Here is a 16,785-nt window from a genome sequence, read left to right on the forward strand (position 1 = left end):
CGAATCTCCCCCGAAGCGCGGTACCGCTAGATCTAAAGTGGACCTTATGAAAGGGCGTCTTCGTTGACCACCCCTGGCGGCGGCCTTGCCCGCATCATCATGCTCGCTCCGAAGCGCCGGATCGAGGTCGCCGTTCCGGAGCATGTGCCGATCATCGGAATGTTGCCGGCTCTGCTGGAACACGGTGGGCCGTCACTCGCCGAGGACGGCGTCGAACACGGCGGCTGGGTGTTACGCCGTCTGGACGGCACGCTGCTGCGCAGCGACCGGTCGTTGGCCGCGCTGGGGGTGCATGACGGCGAGACACTGGTGCTCTCCCCGCGCGACCAGGAGTGGCCCGAGCCCAGCTTCGACGACGTCGCCGAAGCGGTGGCGTCCACCGCGCAGCGCCTCGGCTGGACCTGGACCGCCTCGACCACCCTGGCCACCGGACGGGTGGCGGCCGGGATCATCCTGCTGTTCGGGCTGGTTGCCATCGTGGCGTCGCCGACCGCCGGTAGGTTGGGTGGCTTCACCGCCTACGGTGTCGCGCTCGGGCTGCTGGTGGCCGCCGGTGTCCTAGCCCGGGTGATGACCGACCGGGTGACGGCCGCGATGCTGGCCGGCTTCGGCGCGGGGTACGCCGCGCTGGGCGGCCTGTTGACCCCGGCGATCGCCCCGCTGACCGGCGGAATCACCGCCTGGCAGTGGGTGAGTGGCGCCGCCTCCCTCCTCTTCGCCAGCGCGGCTGCCCGGGTGCTGCTGCCCTCGTACGGGCAGTTCTGTGTCGCGGGGGTGACCTTCGCCGCTGCGGCGGGCATCGCCGCACTGCTGACCGCGACCGGGGTGACCACCGTGAGTGGCGCGGCGGCCGTGATCGCCGGCCTGGTCGCCCTGACCGTGTTCGTACTGCCCCGGCTGGCGATGTACCAGGGTGGTGTGCCCGCCCCACCGATGCCGAGCCTCACCGGGGCCGCCGAGGAGCCGCCGCCGCCGGAGGACGTGCTGGCCGTTGCGGTCCGCCGGTCGGACGAACTGTTGACCGGGCTGCTGATGGGTGTCTGCGCCGCGCTCGCGGTGTGTGAATGGTTGCTGGCCGTCCGCTGGGACCTCGGTGAGCTGCTGCTACTCGGAGCGGTCCTCCTGTTGTGCGCGCTGCGGGCGCGGGCCTTCGTCGCCCAGCGCCACCGCCTGTCGCTGTTGCTGGCCAGCGCCGCGGGTGCCGCCGCCCTGATGTGGCACGGCTGGCAGAGTCTCGCCCCCCAGGGCCGGTCGGCTGCCCTGATTCCCATGCTCGGCGCGCTCCTGATCACGGCGGGCCTCGCCATCACGGTCGGCTCGCACTACTCACGCAAGGAACCCTCGCCGCATCTGGGACGGATCAGCGACATCGTGGACGTACTGCTGACGGTGGCGGTGCCGATCCTGGTCGCGCTGGTGCTCGGCCTGTTCGGCTACATGCGCGGGCTGTTGGGCGGCTGACATGCTCAGTCGTCGCGATCTGATCCACTCCCGGCAGCACCTGCGGCAGCGCCTGGTCTGCGCGGTGGTGTCCCACCGGCCCGACCCGCTGGACTGGGCCGGGCGGCATGCCACGACGGCGATGTTCGCCGGTCTGATGGTCCTGGTCATCGCACTGGGTGGCACCGCGATCTACGGCAAGATCTTTCCTGGGGGCAGCAAGGCGTGGCGCAAGTGTGACGCGGTCATCGTCGAACGGGAGACCGGCGCGAAGTACGTCTGCGGCGTGACCGCCGGAAAGTTGCACCCGACGCTCAACTTCGCGTCCGCCAGCATGATCATCGGTAGCACCAAGCAGGTGGTCGTCGCCCGGGCATCACTGACCTGGCCACGGGGCGAGCCGGTCGGTATCGACGGCGCTCCGGACAACCTGCCCGAACCGAAGCGGCTGCTCAAGGGACGCTGGAGCCTGTGCAGCGTGATCCGTCCGGACGAGACCGGAACGGGCCGCCCCAGCACCGTCGTCCTGGTCGGCGCGAGTCCGGCTGGCGGCCAGTCCGTCGGCGACCGGGCACTGATGGTCGCCGGTCCGGATGGCGGCCGTCAGCTCATCTGGCGGGGCACCCGCTACCCCATCTCCAAACCGGAGATCGTGCTGCCGGTACTCGGGCTGGCCCCGGCACAGGGCGTACCGGTGGGGGCCGCCTGGCTGGCGCCGATTCCGGTGGGGGCCACCCTGGGGCCGATCGAGGTCACCGGAGTCGGCCAGGTCCTACCGAAACTGCCCCGGATGAAGGTCGGTCAACTCGCCAGGGTCACCAACGCGGACGGGACGACGCGGTTCTACCTGGCACAGCAGCAGGGGCTACAGGAGGTGACCGAACTACAGAAGAGCCTGGTACGCACCAACAACACCCAGCCGCCCGTCACGCTCTCCCCGACGGACCTGGCCACCCCGGGCCTCACCATCATGTCGCCGATGACCTGGACCGGGATCGCCCCGCCGACGACGATGCCGAGTTTCGCCAGCCCCCGCACAGCGGAGCAGTCGATCTGCGCGACGCTCGGGAACCGCCTACCGGTCGGCGTGGTCCTGGACGGCTCGCTGCCCTCGACCGCCGACCGGATAACACCGTCGAAGCAGCCCGCCGGACAGGCACCGGTCGCCGACGCGGTGATCGTCCCCGCCACGTACGGTGCCCTGGTCACCGGGCTGGCCTCGGACAACGCGCCGGACGGAGCGCGGGCGCTGGTCACCGACCTCGGCATCCGCTACGCCCTGGCGGACGCCGACTCCGCCAAGGCAATGGGGCTCTCCGGCACCCCGGTCCCGGTGCCCGCAGGTCTACTCGACCTGCTGCCCGAAGGGCCCAGCCTCGACCGCCAGTCGGCACGCCGGATTTGGCACCCCGAGCGGGTGGGCTGATCCGGGGATGTCGCCGGTGGCGTTCTGTCGATATCGTTCGACTCGATCGCCATTGCTGTGGCCGGCCCGGACGCGGTCGAATCCGTCGTCCGAACCGGACACTAGACACGAGGGAAGGGCGTGACATGACAGCACAATTCCAGACCGACATCGAGTTCATGTCGGCTGGCGCCAAGTACGTGGACAACCTGTCCGAAAAGCTACGCGAGGACCTGACCGGCCTGATGGGCAGGCTCGACATCCTCCAGACCGAATGGCAGGGCCGGAGCGGGTTCAAGTTCGACGACCTCAAGGTCCAGTTCAATGCCAAGCTGCAGACCCTCTACGGCCAGCTTCAGCAGCTGGCAAGCATCGTCGATGGGAACGCCCAGGCGTACGGAATGGCGCAGCAGGACCAACTCTTCCAGCTCGAAGAGGTCGAATCCATGATCGGTGGCAGTGCCGGCGGCACCGGCGGCACGAACATCACCGTCGTACTGGCGAGCGGGGGTCAGTGATGTCCGGTAGCGACTTCATGCGGGTGCACTTCGACTCGCTCGAAGAGGGTGCGAAAGCCATGCATGCCGCCATGGAAGCCATGGAGGCCGACCTGGTGGAGATGGCCAACCGGCTCCAACCGATGGTCGACACCTGGCAGGGTGAGGCCCAGGTCGTCTACTACGACAACCAGACGGCATGGAAGCAGGCCGCCAGCGAACTCAACGACATCGGCATGATGTTCAGCCAGAAGGTGATTGCGTCCCGGAACATCATGTGGGACGCCGAGGCCGCTGCCATCCTCTCGCAACGCCAGTACTCCGTCTGACCTCTAAGGTCGTACCGGCAGCGGGCGGCCCGCCGATCGGCTGACCGCCCGCTGCCGCACGTCTGCGGTTGTTCACGGACAGCGCCAGGACCAGCAGGATCGTTGCCGCCAGCAACACACCGGCGACCACGATGGACGCGTCCGCCACCCGGGTGTCCGGTCGGTCAGCCGCCGGCGGCGGTAGGTGCCCGGCCGGCCGGGAGGCTACCGGCCCCGGCAGTTCCGGGGTCACCATCGCCCGGTACGGATTGACGTAGCCATAGCCGTAGCTGGTGCTGTGTGGTCCACCCGGAGCCGGATCCGCCGTCAGGATCAACCGTTCCGCGACGGCCGCACCCGCCAGCTTCGGATACCCCGCCCGGAGCAGCGCGGCCGACCCGCTGACCACAGCCGCCGCCATGTCACCACCGGACCAGACGGTGTGCCCCAGCATCGGCGCGACCGTGATCATCTTTTCGCCGGGCGCAGCCAGGTCGACATGGGCACCGGGCCAGCCCCCCGTCGGGGCGGCACCGTCCTCACCGGTCGACCGTACCCCGAGCACCCCGTCGTAGCCGGCGGGGAAGGGCGAGCCGGTCGGGGTGCTGCCGGTGCTGCCCTCACCGGCGGTCGCCACCACCACGATGCCCTGTTTCACCGCGTCAGCCACCGCGCTGCGCAGGGCCTTGTGGTCCGCCACGGTCAGGGACACGTTGATGATGGTTGCGCCCTTGGCTATTGCCCAGCGGATCCCCTGCGCCACCCGGTTCGGATCGATATCGTTGGCGACCCGCTCGGCGACCCGCACCGGAAGGATCTGGGCCCGGGGTGCCATACCGACGAAACCGACACCCGAGGTCGGGCGACCTGCGATGAGACTGGCCACGGCGGTGCCGTGACCGGCGCAGTCGAGCCGACCGTCCCCACGGCCCTGAACCAGATCGATTCCGGGCTGCACGGCCCCGTTGAGCTGGGCATGCTGCGCGTCGACGCCCGTATCGACGACCGCGACCTTGACACCCGCCCCGGCCTGACTGAACGGCCAGACCCGCTCCGGTGCCAGCCACCGGTTGGCCCAGGGCCGGTGGGTGATCGTGTCGGTTCCGGTCGCCGAGACACAGCCCGCCGCCCGGGCCGGATCGGCGGCCCCGGGTAGGCCGGACAGGATCAGCCCGACGAGCACGACCAGGCCGGCGTGCGAGATCCGGCGGAGCCCGCCGTACGAGCGTCGCATCAGTGTCCGCCCGGGGTGCCGAGCAGCGCCGTCAGCATCTGGTCGAAGGTCTCCGTGACCAGTTCGGCGTCAACTGCGTCGGTCCGGATGAGATAGGTACGTCCCTCCGCGTCGACGACCAACGGGCCGTCAGCGGCGTCGGCCACGGTCAGCGCCGGCTGCCCCAGCCGGCGGGTGAGGTCCGGATGGAAACGGGGTGCCTCGTCCGGCTGCTGCGGCACGAACGTCCAGCCGAGTACGCGCATCCGCAGCCCGCCGAACTCGTTCAGAACTGCTGCGGCGGCGGGAGACAACGGCGTCTCGTCGCTGTTGTTCCGCCACCACTGCCCGACCACTCCCGACACGTCCCGGCCCGGCCGCCAACCGCCGAGCCGCAACAGGGCCCGAATGTCGGCCGGGAAGCGCCGGGTGGCGGCGGTATGCACCCGGTAGAACTCGGCGACCTGTTCCGGTGCCAGTGACGGCCAGAGGGAGAGTTCACCGGTGTCCCGACTGATCACCGCGCACGGTTTGCCGAACTCCCGCTCGATCAGTGGTCGTTCGTCGATCCGCCAAGTGACGTAACCGAGATCGAACTCGTAGATCCCAGCCGTTGCCTCTGGATCCTCGCGGCGAACCCACTCGTTGGCCCGTTGCCGAGCCTCGTCAATATCGATCATCGCCCGCCACCGTAGATTCCCGGGACATGTCGTTGAACGCTACTGGAAGTGCTCGCGACAACGCCAGCAACGACGTCGGCAGCCGCGTACGCTCCAATCCGGACGGTCTAGCCAGCCTCGCGACCGTCGCGTAGCGTCGATGGTATGTCGGGGGACAGCGGGGCAACGGCTGAGCGGGTCGCGCAGATGCGGGCGCAGGCCGAGGAACTAACCAGTCAGATCAGACGGATGACCAATTCGCTGGGCGAGGTCGCCAGGGATGCGGGGACGGTCGAGGTGACCGCGACCTCGGGGGACGGCTTGATCGTCGCGACCGTTGGAATCGACGGCCGGCTCCGGGCGTTGCACCTCGATCCGCGCATCTATCACCAGCCGAACGCGGCCGACCTGGCGCGGTCGATCCTGGAGACCGCCGACGCGGCAGTGGAAGAGGCCCAGCGTCGCGCATTGGAGCTCTACCAACCGCTGCTCCCCGGTGAGGCTCTCTCCTCACTCGTCGAACGTGATCCGAAGAAGCTGTTAGCCAGCCTGGTAGGTGAGTTGTCCACCCTTCGGAAGGCCGAAGATGGTCGCTGAATCCCAGTTCGCCAGCAAGATCGCCGCTCTGAACGCGGCAGCTCAACTACACGCCAACGGTAGCCGACTGCAGGATGCGGTGGCCCGCGCCGCTCAACTCGTCCAACAGACCCAACAGACCGCTCCACTGTGGGGGAACGACGAGGCCGGGCGGCAGTACCGCGCCAACTACGCCCAGTGCGAGCAGGTACTGGAGGCAACCCAGCGGCTGGCCCAGGTGCTCAGCGAGGTGGGAAAGGTCTCCACCAAGGCGGTCGAAAACCTGATCGAGGCTGACGACCGGGCCAACCGGGTCCTCGGTGGTTAACTTTCCGTGGGCATCGAGCTACCCGACTTTGGTGACCCGTGGAACTCGCTGCGGGACGCGATCGTCTGGGTGGGCACCGGGGGCGGATCCTGGCCGGAGGCCGACGAGGACCAGATCCGCGCCCTCGCCAACGATTGGCGCGGCGTCGAGGCGGCGCTCCGGGCCGAACTACCGGGGGTCCTGAACGCCGGGCGGGCCCTGCGTGCCGAATGGGCCGGTGACTCAGGTCGGGCCTTTGCCGAAGCCTGGGCAAAACTCGACGGACCGGCCGTCGAGGAGATCCTCAATCTCATCCCGCAGATCACGTCCGGCACCGACCAGGCCGCGCTGGATGTCGAGTACGAGAAGCTGACCGTCATCATCTCGCTCGGCACGCTGTTCGTCGAGATCTTCATAATCATCGTCGCCGCGTTCTTCACCTTCGGTGCCGCACTTGCCGCCGCAGCCGGCCCGATCGCTGCGACCCAGACCATCATCTCGGCCGCGATGCGGCTGCTCATCCAACGTGCGGCACAGACCTTCGGTCGGGTGGCGCTCAGAAGCCTGCTTCGCACCGCCCTGACCCGTACCCTGCCGATCGAGATACTTCAGGAGATTGGGGCCGAGGTCGGCACGGACCTCGCCGCACAGCTGGCCCAAATGTTCATGGGCACCCGGGATCAGATCGATGCCGGCAAGACCGGACTCGCCGCACTGGGCGGTGCGACGGGTGCAGCCCTGAGCCTGCCGGGCCAGATCGGCCGGAACGCGGCCGGCGGCATCAAGAACCCGGTGAGCCGGGGCGCCACCAACCTCGGAATCGACGCGGCCGACGAGATCATCACGGAGACCGGCGCGCAGGTGGTGGTCAACGGGGTCGGAAGCGGCGACTGGTCCGCCGACTTCGACAATCTGCTCGGCAACACCCTCGGTGGGATGGCTCGGGACAGGGTCAGCGAGCAGGCCCGCCTGGGTGAACGGGCGACCGACGCGCTGAAGAACCTCACCGGGCTACCGTCGACCATCGGCTCCAACGCCGGCCAGACCACCGATTCCCGTACGCCGCGTTCGAGCGGTGGGTCCGGCACGACCGACAGCACCGGCTCCTCCGGCCGGAGCAGCGGCAACGCCGGCGGGACCGGTGCGACCGGCGGGACCGGGGAGCGCGGCAACACCGGAGCCACCGGTGACCGCGGCAGTTCCGGGCAGAGCAGGAACGGATCCGGGCAGAGCGGGAGCGGGTCTGGGCAGAGCGGGAGCGGATCCGGGCAGAGCGGGAGCGGATCCGGGCAGAGCGGGAGCGGGTCTGGGCAGAGCGGGAGCGGATCCGGGGCGACCAACGACGCCGGCCCCTCCGGCCCCTCCGGCCGCAGCGGCGGCAACTCCGGGTCCACCGGCGGTGAGAGCCGGATCCCGGGCGGGAATCAGCAGACCGGCGACAACGAAAGTACCCGGCCCGACCGGCCGATCGAGCGCACAGAGCAGGTGACCACCCCGGAACCACCGCGTACGGGTGGCCGACCCGGAGAAGCACCGTACGACGATGCGTTGACCCGCCCGACGACGTCCACCGACCGTCCGACCGCTGCAGAGTTCACGGTCGACCGCCCGGCCGGGCCGGACGCCACGTCGACTCAGCCGGATCCGCGTACCACTACGGGCGGAACACAGCCCCCCACGCCGGACAGCACAACCAGCGCTGGCCGGGAACCGGCACTCGACGTCGGAAGCGGTCCGACTCAACTACCGAACACCGACCCCGTACGGATGCCCTCGGACGCCTCGGACGTGCCGGCCAGCACGGGCTCTCTCCCGGAGCGCAGGCCGATCGCAGCCGATGGCGGACACCTGGGCCATCAGATCGACGGAACACTCGCCGGTTTCCACGCGACGACGTCATCAGACCCCCGTGCGGTTCGTAACGAAATCAGCCGCCAGGTACGCCAGCAGCGAACTCCGGTCATCGTCCTGAACCTCGATGCAAGCCCACTGACGCCGGCTGAGCTCCGGTTGGCACTCGCCTCCGACCCGGTTGCCGGGCTCACGGAAGTAGTCGTGATCAAGGATGGTCGGACGCTCTCGATAACTCCCGACAGCGATGCGATCGCAACCGGCCCGGACCGACCGTTGCCCGGTGACGGGCCATCCCGACCAGCCGGAAGTGAACCGTCAGCTGGCGACCAGGATCGAATCTACGCGGGCACGGGCGCCAACCGGGTGGGTACCACCGCCACGCCGACCGACCCGGCGGGCGGGGGTGACGCGTCGCCGGTGGCCAGCGGTGTCACCCGGCCAACCGCAAGTCGGGATGGTTTTGATCCGGCCAGCCAAGCCGACCATGATCGGCTTCTTGCTGCCCTCCCCCACAACCAACACGGACAACCCACACCCCACCCCGACCCACTCACCACCCCCTGGATCACCCTCCAAAACGACGGCGGACACCAACAACCCGGACGCAACACCAACTGCGTAGAAACCACCCGAGCCCTCATCGCCACCTGGTACGGCCACCCCACCGTCGCCGCCGCCCAACAACCCCACCACCAAGGCGAAAAACCCACCATCCTCCACACCTGGCTCGGCGCACCCCTCCAACCCACCGGAACCGGACCCACCACCCTCGACACCATCGCCCAACAACTCACCAACACCGGCCACGGCTCCGCCACCATCATCGGACACACCTGGACCGACCCCACCACCCCCGCCCACATGCTCCTCGCCGTCAACCACAACAACCGCATCATCTACCTCGACGGCCAAACCGGCCAAACCTCCCAACACCCCCACCACCACCTCACCAACATCGGCCACATCACCACCCTCCACCTCGACCCCACCGGCAAACCCGTAACCGACGCCACCAGCCGGGAACAGGAACTGGTCTACGCCGGGACCGAGGCCAACCCGTCGACCGCCGGTGATCCGGGCCGCAACGTCCTGCATCGACACAGCGCCGTCACCGACGGGCACCGACTCACCGAGCAGGACCGCGCAAGCCTCCACCGGGCCGTCGACAGACAGCAGGCTGGCGAGTCGATCCAGGAATGGATCGACCGGGCCGGGCTACGCCATGGTTATCCCGGTGCGGAGGACCGGCGACGCCTGGTCGAGGCCGCGCTTCGGCAGCACGCCGCCGCCGAACTGGACAGCGCAAGTCGACAACCCGCGACCAGCGTCGAGGACCGGGCCCTCATCACCGTGGTCGACGCGTTACGAACGGCGGCCACGGCGGACCAACCCCTACGGATCGACTTCAACGGGTTCAAGCGGAACGCGGACAGTGGTGAGTGGACGCCGGAGTACGAGGTCAGCTTCGTCGAGTCGCCCGACGACCGAGAACGGATGGAGCGCACGCCCTGGCTGCTCCGACTCCTTCCGATGCAGGCCGACGGGGCGGTTCCCGACGACTTCGCGGTCGTACTAGAGCCCTATCCCAACAGCTTCAACCTTCGGTACTGGCCCGGGACGCCGGTAGAGAGCCTGGCACGGTCGGCATCGCACGCGGTAGCCGCCATGATCGAGTTTCGGCAGCACCTGGTCCTTCCCGCACCGGGCCGTCGGCAACTCTGGTGGGACGGAGCCAAGGGGGCGGCCATTCGCCTGTTGCCGGCCGGGCTGCCCCTGCCGCCGGGGGTCAAGGAGGTCGTGGCACGGGCGGCCGAGTCCGCCGCAGCCAACAGCACCGCCAGCACGATCGACGCGCCGAGCAAGATCCGCCGGGAAGCAAAAGCGAAGCGGTGGCGTAGCGACTTCGACGAGCAGATAAGCCTTCGGGACCGCCCGACCATCTACGACGCGCAGCAGGCGCTGGACGATGTCGGGGCCCGGGTGGAGGAGAGCACCGGCAGGAAGGGCAACGTGCCCAAGCTGGTCGACAATGCGCCGGTCAGGACGACACCGTCGCCGGCTACCCCCGCAGAGTCGAATCCCGGCGCAACCAGCCTGGACCCCGGCGCAACCAGCCCAGACCCCGGCACGGCCGGCCCAGACCCCGGCGTAACCGGTCCGGATCCCGGCGCGGTTGGTAGCCCACCTGCGGTAACCGCTGCCGGCCACTCCACCAACTCCGGTGCCGGGACTGTGACGACCAACCCGACGGTGGACCCAGACGACCTGGCAGCGGTGCTCCGTACCGACCTGGACCAGGCGATCCACGGCGTAGCGACGCTGGACCAGCGCCCGATCCGGTCAATCGAGGGTGCCCACCGGCATGCCAACGAGGATTTCGACGCCCGGTACGAACTGGCCGGGCGGACCGGTTCGTCACAGCCGACGGCCGTCGAGGTCCATGTCCGGTTCGTCGACGTCGCCACCCCGGCTGGCGCGCAGGGAAGACCCTGGGTGTTCGACACCTCGCTGATCTCGCCCGGCCATGTCCGGCTCCGGGTCAACGCCCGCCAGCTACTTCGGCCAGGCCCGTCCAACTCCGCGGGCGGTAACGACCCGGCCGAACATCGCCGACTCCGGCTGCGAACCGCGCTCATCGTCGCGGCACGGTCACCCGGACCGGCCGTACGACGAATGTTCTTCGACGAACCAGCACGCCAACTGTTCCGTTCCGAGATGGACGAGACGGTGCTCGACGTCCAGCACGGCGAGTTTCCCTGGGCGGCGACGAAGCTCGACGGCACACACGACCATCGGGGCGAGACATTCGACAATGCGTACCGGATCGAGGGCCGCAACGGTCTCAGCCGGTGGCAGACGACGGTGCACGTCGAGTTCGTGCCGGACTTCGACAACGACCCGAAGGTATCGGCGGAACGGCTGCCCCTCGGGCGGGGACACATTCGGCTACGGGTGGACCCGAACAAGCTCAACCGCCCGGGGCGTCCGGCGCCCGAGGAGCCACCACAGCGTCCGGCACCCCCACCAGCGGGGGCCAGCCGGAAGGAGTTGGCGCAGTACCGGAGTGCGCAACGGCGGTACCACCGCGACCTGAACGTGCACATCGCCCGGCTACGCAAGCAGGGTGTCGCGATTCCCGATTCGGCTGCGGACTGGGCCACCGCCGCTGCGCAGGAATACCAGGAGCGGTACGAGAGGTTCCAGAAGGATCTCGCGGACTTCACCACCGACCTACAGCGCACCGGGTTGGAGGAGCCGCCCCCGCCAGCCGACAACGCCGACGAGGCGGCCCGAACCGCGTACCGGGAGGCGTTGGAGAACTATCAGCGCGAGGTACGGGAGAAGTACGACGAGGCGATCGAGTCGTACCAGCAGAACGTCCGGAAGGCGATCGCGCAGGCCGTCGACCCACTGGTGAAGGCGACGCGCAAGGCGAGCCCGCTGCTGAAGCAGGGTGCCCCCGTCGGCCAGTCGCTCAGCACCCGGGGCGTACGCATCGGGGAGAAGGCCTCCAGGAACTTCGACCCGGGCAACGTGGCCGGTGGGATCCAGGCCGGGCTGGAGGCCGGTGCGGCCAGCGCCGCCACCTCCGCGCCGAACATGGCCGCCGAGTTGGCCGACCAGGGACGCAAACTCATCGGCCAGGGCCTGGACCGGGCCACCCAGGAAGCCCAGGCCGCCGGCTCGATGGCGGAGGCCAAGTTCCTCCGGGACCGGGTGCTCGGCCCACGTGGTTGGCGCATCGAGGTCGGCCAGGACGACAAGGTCGCCAAGAGTCAGCGCGAACTGGCCGAACTGATCAGCAGAAGTGCGGACCAAAGCAGGACGGACCATGCCCGGCAGCCCGGTGACGACGTCCCGGCCCAGCGGGTCGAGTCACGCGACGATCGGACCCAGGAGGCCGTCGAGATCCTGGAGGTACTGGGAGGTAGGCCGACCAAGCCACTGGTCCTGGCGGAAACGGTCGAATGGCAGGGTAAGACCCGGCTGGAGCCGTTCGACCGGTCGCCGTTGGTCGAGAAGCTGACCCGACTGTCCGCTGGCTCCACTCCGGTGAACGGAACGGACGAGCGGGCCGAGTTCGACGGGCTGGGTGAGGCCGACCGTACGAAACGGCTCGGGGAGCTCGCCGACCTGGCCGCCCTGACCAGTTTCGAGGCACTACCCGAAGCCGATCAGGCAACGGCGCTGGGCGACAAGCCGGACGCCGTACTGGACTTCACGAAGAAGAAGCTGGCTGACAAGATCAAAGCGATCCGGGACACCGAGGTCGTGCAGGGTCTGGTGCCGTTCGAGCAACTGTCCGCGGACCAACAGGACGATCTGCTGGTCTCGGCGAAGACGTACCGTGATCTTCTGGTCTTCGAGGATCTGGATTCCAACGAGAAACTGGACGTCCTGGACGCCATGGATCTGGCTCAGCGGCTGGACCTGGTCAGGCAGCAGCCGATCGCGGACAAGCTCAACTTCGTCCAGGGGTTGGGCACCTTCAGAGCGGTGAGCGTCGCGGAGAAACTGTCCGACGACAAACGGGCCGCGATCGTCGCGGACCCGCAGCTCATTCGTACGCTGAAGAGCTTCGAACAGCTCACCGACTACCGGAAGGCCCAACTCCTGACGGTGCTGGAGACCCTAAGCACGACCCCGGACCCACGCGCCGTGCTGGCCCAGCATGATGCGTTCCTCGAAGAGGAGGTCGGTGCCCCCGTCACCACCGGTCCGCCCTCCCGGCTGGAGCGGCTGAAGCGTCGCCTCACCCAGCAGCCCCAGAAGCGCGACAAGACGGAGGTACCGTCCCGGATCTTCAAAATCGCTGGCCGGCGGATCGAGATCGGGGTGTTGGCCGACTACTCCACGGCGCTACGAACCGGTACCTCGGTACCGCTGTCCCCGAACACGTTCCTGATCCGATTCTCCGGAGAGGCGCTGCCAGCCGAGGTCGAGCAGATCGTCACCCGGGAGTTCGACCGAATCCGCGACCTCGTGACGATCCAACGTGAGGCACTCGGCCCACGAGCGGTCAACGCCTTCGTGAAGAACGTGCCGTCGAGCCTGCACATCGCCGTACGGGGTGCCCTGGCACAGGCCAGTCCACTACAGATCGGGGCGGCTCTGGCGCTCGGCGCCTTCGCGCCGGCAAGTGCCTACATGGCCCGCTGGTTCAGCGAGCGGCAGGCCGGCCGACGATCGACGGCAGACCTGAAGATGGCGATACCCGAGGAGAAGTCCCGGGCCGACCTTGAACGGTTCCTCACCGACGCCGTCGACTCGGTGGACGCCGAGGCGGATGCGGTACGACGTCGGCTGGGAGAGATCCTGGCCGACCCGGCCAGCACGGACGAGCAACGGAAGTTCGCCCAGCAGGCGCTCGACGGGCTGTCGTATCCACACCGGGAGATGTCCACCTGGTTGGCCGAGGTCGTCCCGGGACTGGAGACACCCGGGTTCAAGGGCATCCGGATCAGCGAGAACACGTACGCGTACGCCCCGCTCGACGCCGACGGGAAGCCCGTCCGGGACGCCGATCCGGTGGTCGTCGTATTCAACCACTCCCGGATCGATGAGATACGCGCCGTACGGCTGGAGTCGGACAGTCCCGGTGACCTCTCCGTCATCGTGCCGAACCAGGTCTCGATCGGTGACGCCGAAGCGACACAGAGCCGCGACGAACTGGTCAGACAGCTGACCGAGCGGCTGAACGACGAACTTGCGATCTTCCGGGACCGCCCGTCGGGTCGGCTCGGGCTGAAGGCCTTCCTCAGGGAGTCCGCTGTCAACAACGGCGTTGCCGGGACGGTGCAGGGCGGCTACGGGATCGGCGGCGGTCTGGCGCTCGCGCAGTACGCGGCCGAGGGATCCGTGTACCGGATGCTGTTGGCCGGTTGGTCCGACCATGCGGTGAGCAACATCAACGGTGCCCGGGCGTACCAGGCTGGGCAGCTCTGGAGTCGCTATTCCAAGCCCAACCTCCAGGACCTCGTCCAGGCCGCCGAGCGGATCAACGAACTGGCCGGATACCACGATCACCTGAACCGGGTGTTCGACCGGGCGGAGGAGATCCGTACCGGACAGCTCGATCCGGGCCACGACGGTGAACTCGCCACCCCCGACCCAGCCCGGAAACCCCACCTGGTGCGTAGACCGGACCCGGACGGCGTACGCGCGTTGGCGCAAAGTCAGGTCGAACCGCTGGCCACCGGGCTGACCCCCATGTTCACCAAGGTCAGTTTCGACAACCGCTCCGAGACACTGGCACTGACGCCGACCGACACCGGCAGCAGCCCCGGCACTGGGACCGGGACCGGGACCAGCACCGGCACCGGCACCGGCACCGGCACCACGTTCAGGGTCCGGATCGACTCCCGGGTACTGCCCAGCGGGCAGGACTCCACCATCGAACTACGTCCCAACGAGTTGAACTGGCACCCCGACCGGCCCCGTACACACCGGATCGTCCTGGCGGCACACCTGTCGCGCGGAACCAACGGTCTGCCCGTACAGCGGGCGCTGGCCCGGGCGCTGGGCACGCTGTACGCCCATGAGACGGGTTCGACCGCCGAGCACCATCGCATCGCAGAAGGCGTCGTGCTGGCGCGTGCCGATCTGGACGGGAATCCGGCGGCAACGCGCGATCTGGGCCGCTGGATCGACGACAGTCGGTACCGGTCGGGCCTGCCCGACGCGGAACAGCGTTGGGCCGCCGATTCGGCCCTGCTACCGGACGATGTCCGGCAGCACGTCGACACCGTACGACAACAGGGGTCCAGTGACCGCAGGATCCGGGACGAGATCGCCGCAACCCCACAGGTCTCTACCGATCACCTGCTGGCCGGGCTCGTCGACAGCCGGGAGGGGTTCAGCCCCGCCAGCCAACTCGACCATGATCGGCTTCTTGCTGCCCTCCCCCACAACCAACACGGACAACCCACACCCCACCCCGACCCACTCACCACCCCCTGGATCACCCTCCAAAACGACGGCGGACACCAACAACCCGGACGCAACACCAACTGCGTAGAAACCACCCGAGCCCTCATCGCCACCTGGTACGGCCACCCCACCGTCGCCGCCGCCCAACAACCCCACCACCAAGGCGAAAAACCCACCATCCTCCACACCTGGCTCGGCGCACCCCTCCAACCCACCGGAACCGGACCCACCACCCTCGACACCATCGCCCAACAACTCACCAACACCGGCCACGGCTCCGCCACCATCATCGGACACACCTGGACCGACCCCACCACCCCCGCCCACATGCTCCTCGCCGTCAACCACAACAACCGCATCATCTACCTCGACGGCCAAACCGGCCAAACCTCCCAACACCCCCACCACCACCTCACCAACATCGGCCACATCACCACCCTCCACCTCGACCCCACCGGCAAACCCGTCACCGACCCTCCGAACAGCACCCCGACCACCGACGACCACACCTACTACGGTGATTCGGATCTACAGAGCGGGGCGCGGATGCGACCTCGCGACTACGAGCGAGCCATGGCGTGGGCGGCCGAGGCGTACGACCGGTTCCGGCGGTCCGACGTCGACATCGATGACATCGCCCGTAACCTGGCGGATGTCGAACGGCCGAACGGCCGGCGTGGGTTCACAGCCGAGGAGATCGGGCAGGTCAAACGCCACCTGATGATGACCGAGCATCTGCTCGACGACTACGACGGTGGGCTGGTGCGGCGGAGGTTCGATCCGGATCCGGACATCGCGGAGGCGTGGATCCGGTTGCGCGAGGGTCGGCCGCTCGACACCGACCGAATCCTGCTTGAGCACGAACTGGCCGAGCTTGGCCACCAGCAGGCAAATCCGGGCGCGACCTATCGTGACTCACACGTCCACGCCAACAGTCTGCACAACTGGGAAGCGGTGGTGCCGGGTCGTACCGGCGAGGATTTGGATGTTTCATGGGGATCGGAGCGGACTGATGGCAATACTGATCGACTTTCGGAAGGTCCGGGAAGACAGTCAGGAGGTCGAGTACACGTTCGGGTTTCCCCCGGAGATGGACCGGCAGTTGGTGATCACCAAGGACTCGCTGACGGCGCATCCGACGGATGGGCGGGCGGACGGCCAGTACGAGCGGGTGCTCTGGAAGATCATGCAGTACCACGGCAGCAAGGCGAGTTGGCCGGAGGCGGGAAGCTACGCGGCGTAGCTGACGCACTGGATCTGGCTGCTCGGCATGAGCCGGGGATCAGCCGGGCGGTGGATGAGGCGGCGGCGGCCGGTGGTGGGTCCCGTCGGGAGCAGGTTCGGCCGCACGAGGATCCGGAGGCGGTACGGCGGCGGGTTGTCGACGAGGCGGCGGAGTCGCGGCCGGGTCGGCCCGGGTCCGAGGTTGGGGTTCGTGGCCGGTTGCGGTATTCGGTCGAGTTTCCGTCGGTCGGTTATGCCGATGGTGTGCGTCGTATGGTTGAGGGCTTGGTCGCGCGGGGTTATCAGCCGGTCCGTTTGGTCGATGGGTGGGCAGCGGGCGATGTTGGTGGGCTCGTCAGCCAGTGGCGTGAT

9 protein-coding genes are annotated in these 16,785 nt (G+C 68.4%); 7 read left to right on the forward strand and 2 right to left on the reverse strand.

What is annotated here, in order from left to right:
* Positions 1-63: 63 nt before the first annotated feature.
* The 4 genes from eccD to ACFQ4H_RS27855 all read left to right on the forward strand — a co-directional run bounded on the left by eccD (position 64) and on the right by ACFQ4H_RS27855 (position 3,671).
* Positions 64-1,461: a type VII secretion integral membrane protein EccD gene (gene eccD / locus ACFQ4H_RS27840; protein WP_377576303.1), complete on the forward strand. Its 1,398-nt coding sequence runs from the start codon at positions 64-66 to the stop codon at positions 1,459-1,461.
* Between the two features lies 1 nt (position 1,462).
* Positions 1,463-2,866, forward strand: a complete 1,404-nt coding sequence (eccB, locus tag ACFQ4H_RS27845) for a type VII secretion protein EccB (protein ID WP_377576306.1) — start codon at positions 1,463-1,465, stop codon at positions 2,864-2,866.
* A gap of 125 nt (positions 2,867-2,991) precedes the next feature.
* On the forward strand, positions 2,992-3,363 hold the full coding sequence (locus ACFQ4H_RS27850; protein ID WP_377576308.1) for a WXG100 family type VII secretion target: 372 nt from the start codon (positions 2,992-2,994) through the stop codon (positions 3,361-3,363).
* Positions 3,363-3,671, forward strand: coding sequence for a WXG100 family type VII secretion target (locus ACFQ4H_RS27855; protein ID WP_377576310.1), 309 nt, complete (start codon positions 3,363-3,365; stop codon positions 3,669-3,671). The genes ACFQ4H_RS27850 and ACFQ4H_RS27855 overlap by 1 nt, the downstream gene beginning before the upstream one ends.
* On the opposite strand, the gene ACFQ4H_RS27860 is transcribed toward ACFQ4H_RS27855, so the two are convergent.
* The gene (locus ACFQ4H_RS27860) at positions 3,616-4,884 is read right to left on the reverse strand and encodes a S8 family serine peptidase (protein ID WP_377576313.1); all 1,269 of its coding nucleotides are present in this window, start codon (positions 4,882-4,884) and stop codon (positions 3,616-3,618) included. The genes ACFQ4H_RS27855 and ACFQ4H_RS27860 overlap by 56 nt on opposite strands.
* Complete coding sequence (locus ACFQ4H_RS27865) at positions 4,884-5,543, reverse strand: SUKH-3 domain-containing protein (protein ID WP_377576316.1); 660 nt, start codon at positions 5,541-5,543, stop codon at positions 4,884-4,886. Before ACFQ4H_RS27865 ends, ACFQ4H_RS27860 begins: the two co-directional genes overlap by 1 nt.
* Positions 5,544-5,687: 144 nt before the next feature.
* On the opposite strand from ACFQ4H_RS27865, the gene ACFQ4H_RS27870 reads away from it, so the two are divergent.
* The 3 genes from ACFQ4H_RS27870 to ACFQ4H_RS27880 form a co-directional block, all read left to right on the forward strand.
* Complete coding sequence (locus ACFQ4H_RS27870) at positions 5,688-6,119, forward strand: YbaB/EbfC family nucleoid-associated protein (RefSeq protein WP_377576319.1); 432 nt, start codon at positions 5,688-5,690, stop codon at positions 6,117-6,119.
* The gene (locus tag ACFQ4H_RS27875; protein ID WP_377576322.1) at positions 6,109-6,426 is read left to right on the forward strand and encodes a hypothetical protein; all 318 of its coding nucleotides are present in this window, start codon (positions 6,109-6,111) and stop codon (positions 6,424-6,426) included. The genes ACFQ4H_RS27870 and ACFQ4H_RS27875 overlap by 11 nt, the downstream gene beginning before the upstream one ends.
* A gap of 6 nt (positions 6,427-6,432) precedes the next feature.
* A partial coding sequence (locus tag ACFQ4H_RS27880; protein ID WP_377576325.1) for a toxin glutamine deamidase domain-containing protein occupies positions 6,433-16,785 on the forward strand: 10,353 nt, incomplete at its 3' end.

The sequence above is a fragment of the Micromonospora sonneratiae genome (genome assembly GCF_042679305.1).
Lineage (GTDB): Bacteria > Actinomycetota > Actinomycetes > Mycobacteriales > Micromonosporaceae > Micromonospora_H > Micromonospora_H sonneratiae.

Excerpts from the sequence above, each read along its gene's own strand:
- eccB (WP_377576306.1), top strand. The coding sequence starts at position 1,463 with ATGCTCAGTCGTCGCGATCTGATCCACTCCCGGCAGCACCTGCGGCAG.
- ACFQ4H_RS27850 (WP_377576308.1), top strand. The coding sequence starts at position 2,992 with ATGACAGCACAATTCCAGACCGACATCGAGTTCATGTCGGCTGGCGCC.
- ACFQ4H_RS27855 (WP_377576310.1), top strand. The coding sequence starts at position 3,363 with ATGTCCGGTAGCGACTTCATGCGGGTGCACTTCGACTCGCTCGAAGAG.
- ACFQ4H_RS27860 (WP_377576313.1), bottom strand. The coding sequence starts at position 4,884 with ATGCGACGCTCGTACGGCGGGCTCCGCCGGATCTCGCACGCCGGCCTG.
- ACFQ4H_RS27865 (WP_377576316.1), bottom strand. The coding sequence starts at position 5,543 with ATGATCGATATTGACGAGGCTCGGCAACGGGCCAACGAGTGGGTTCGC.
- ACFQ4H_RS27870 (WP_377576319.1), top strand. The coding sequence starts at position 5,688 with ATGTCGGGGGACAGCGGGGCAACGGCTGAGCGGGTCGCGCAGATGCGG.
- ACFQ4H_RS27875 (WP_377576322.1), top strand. The coding sequence starts at position 6,109 with ATGGTCGCTGAATCCCAGTTCGCCAGCAAGATCGCCGCTCTGAACGCG.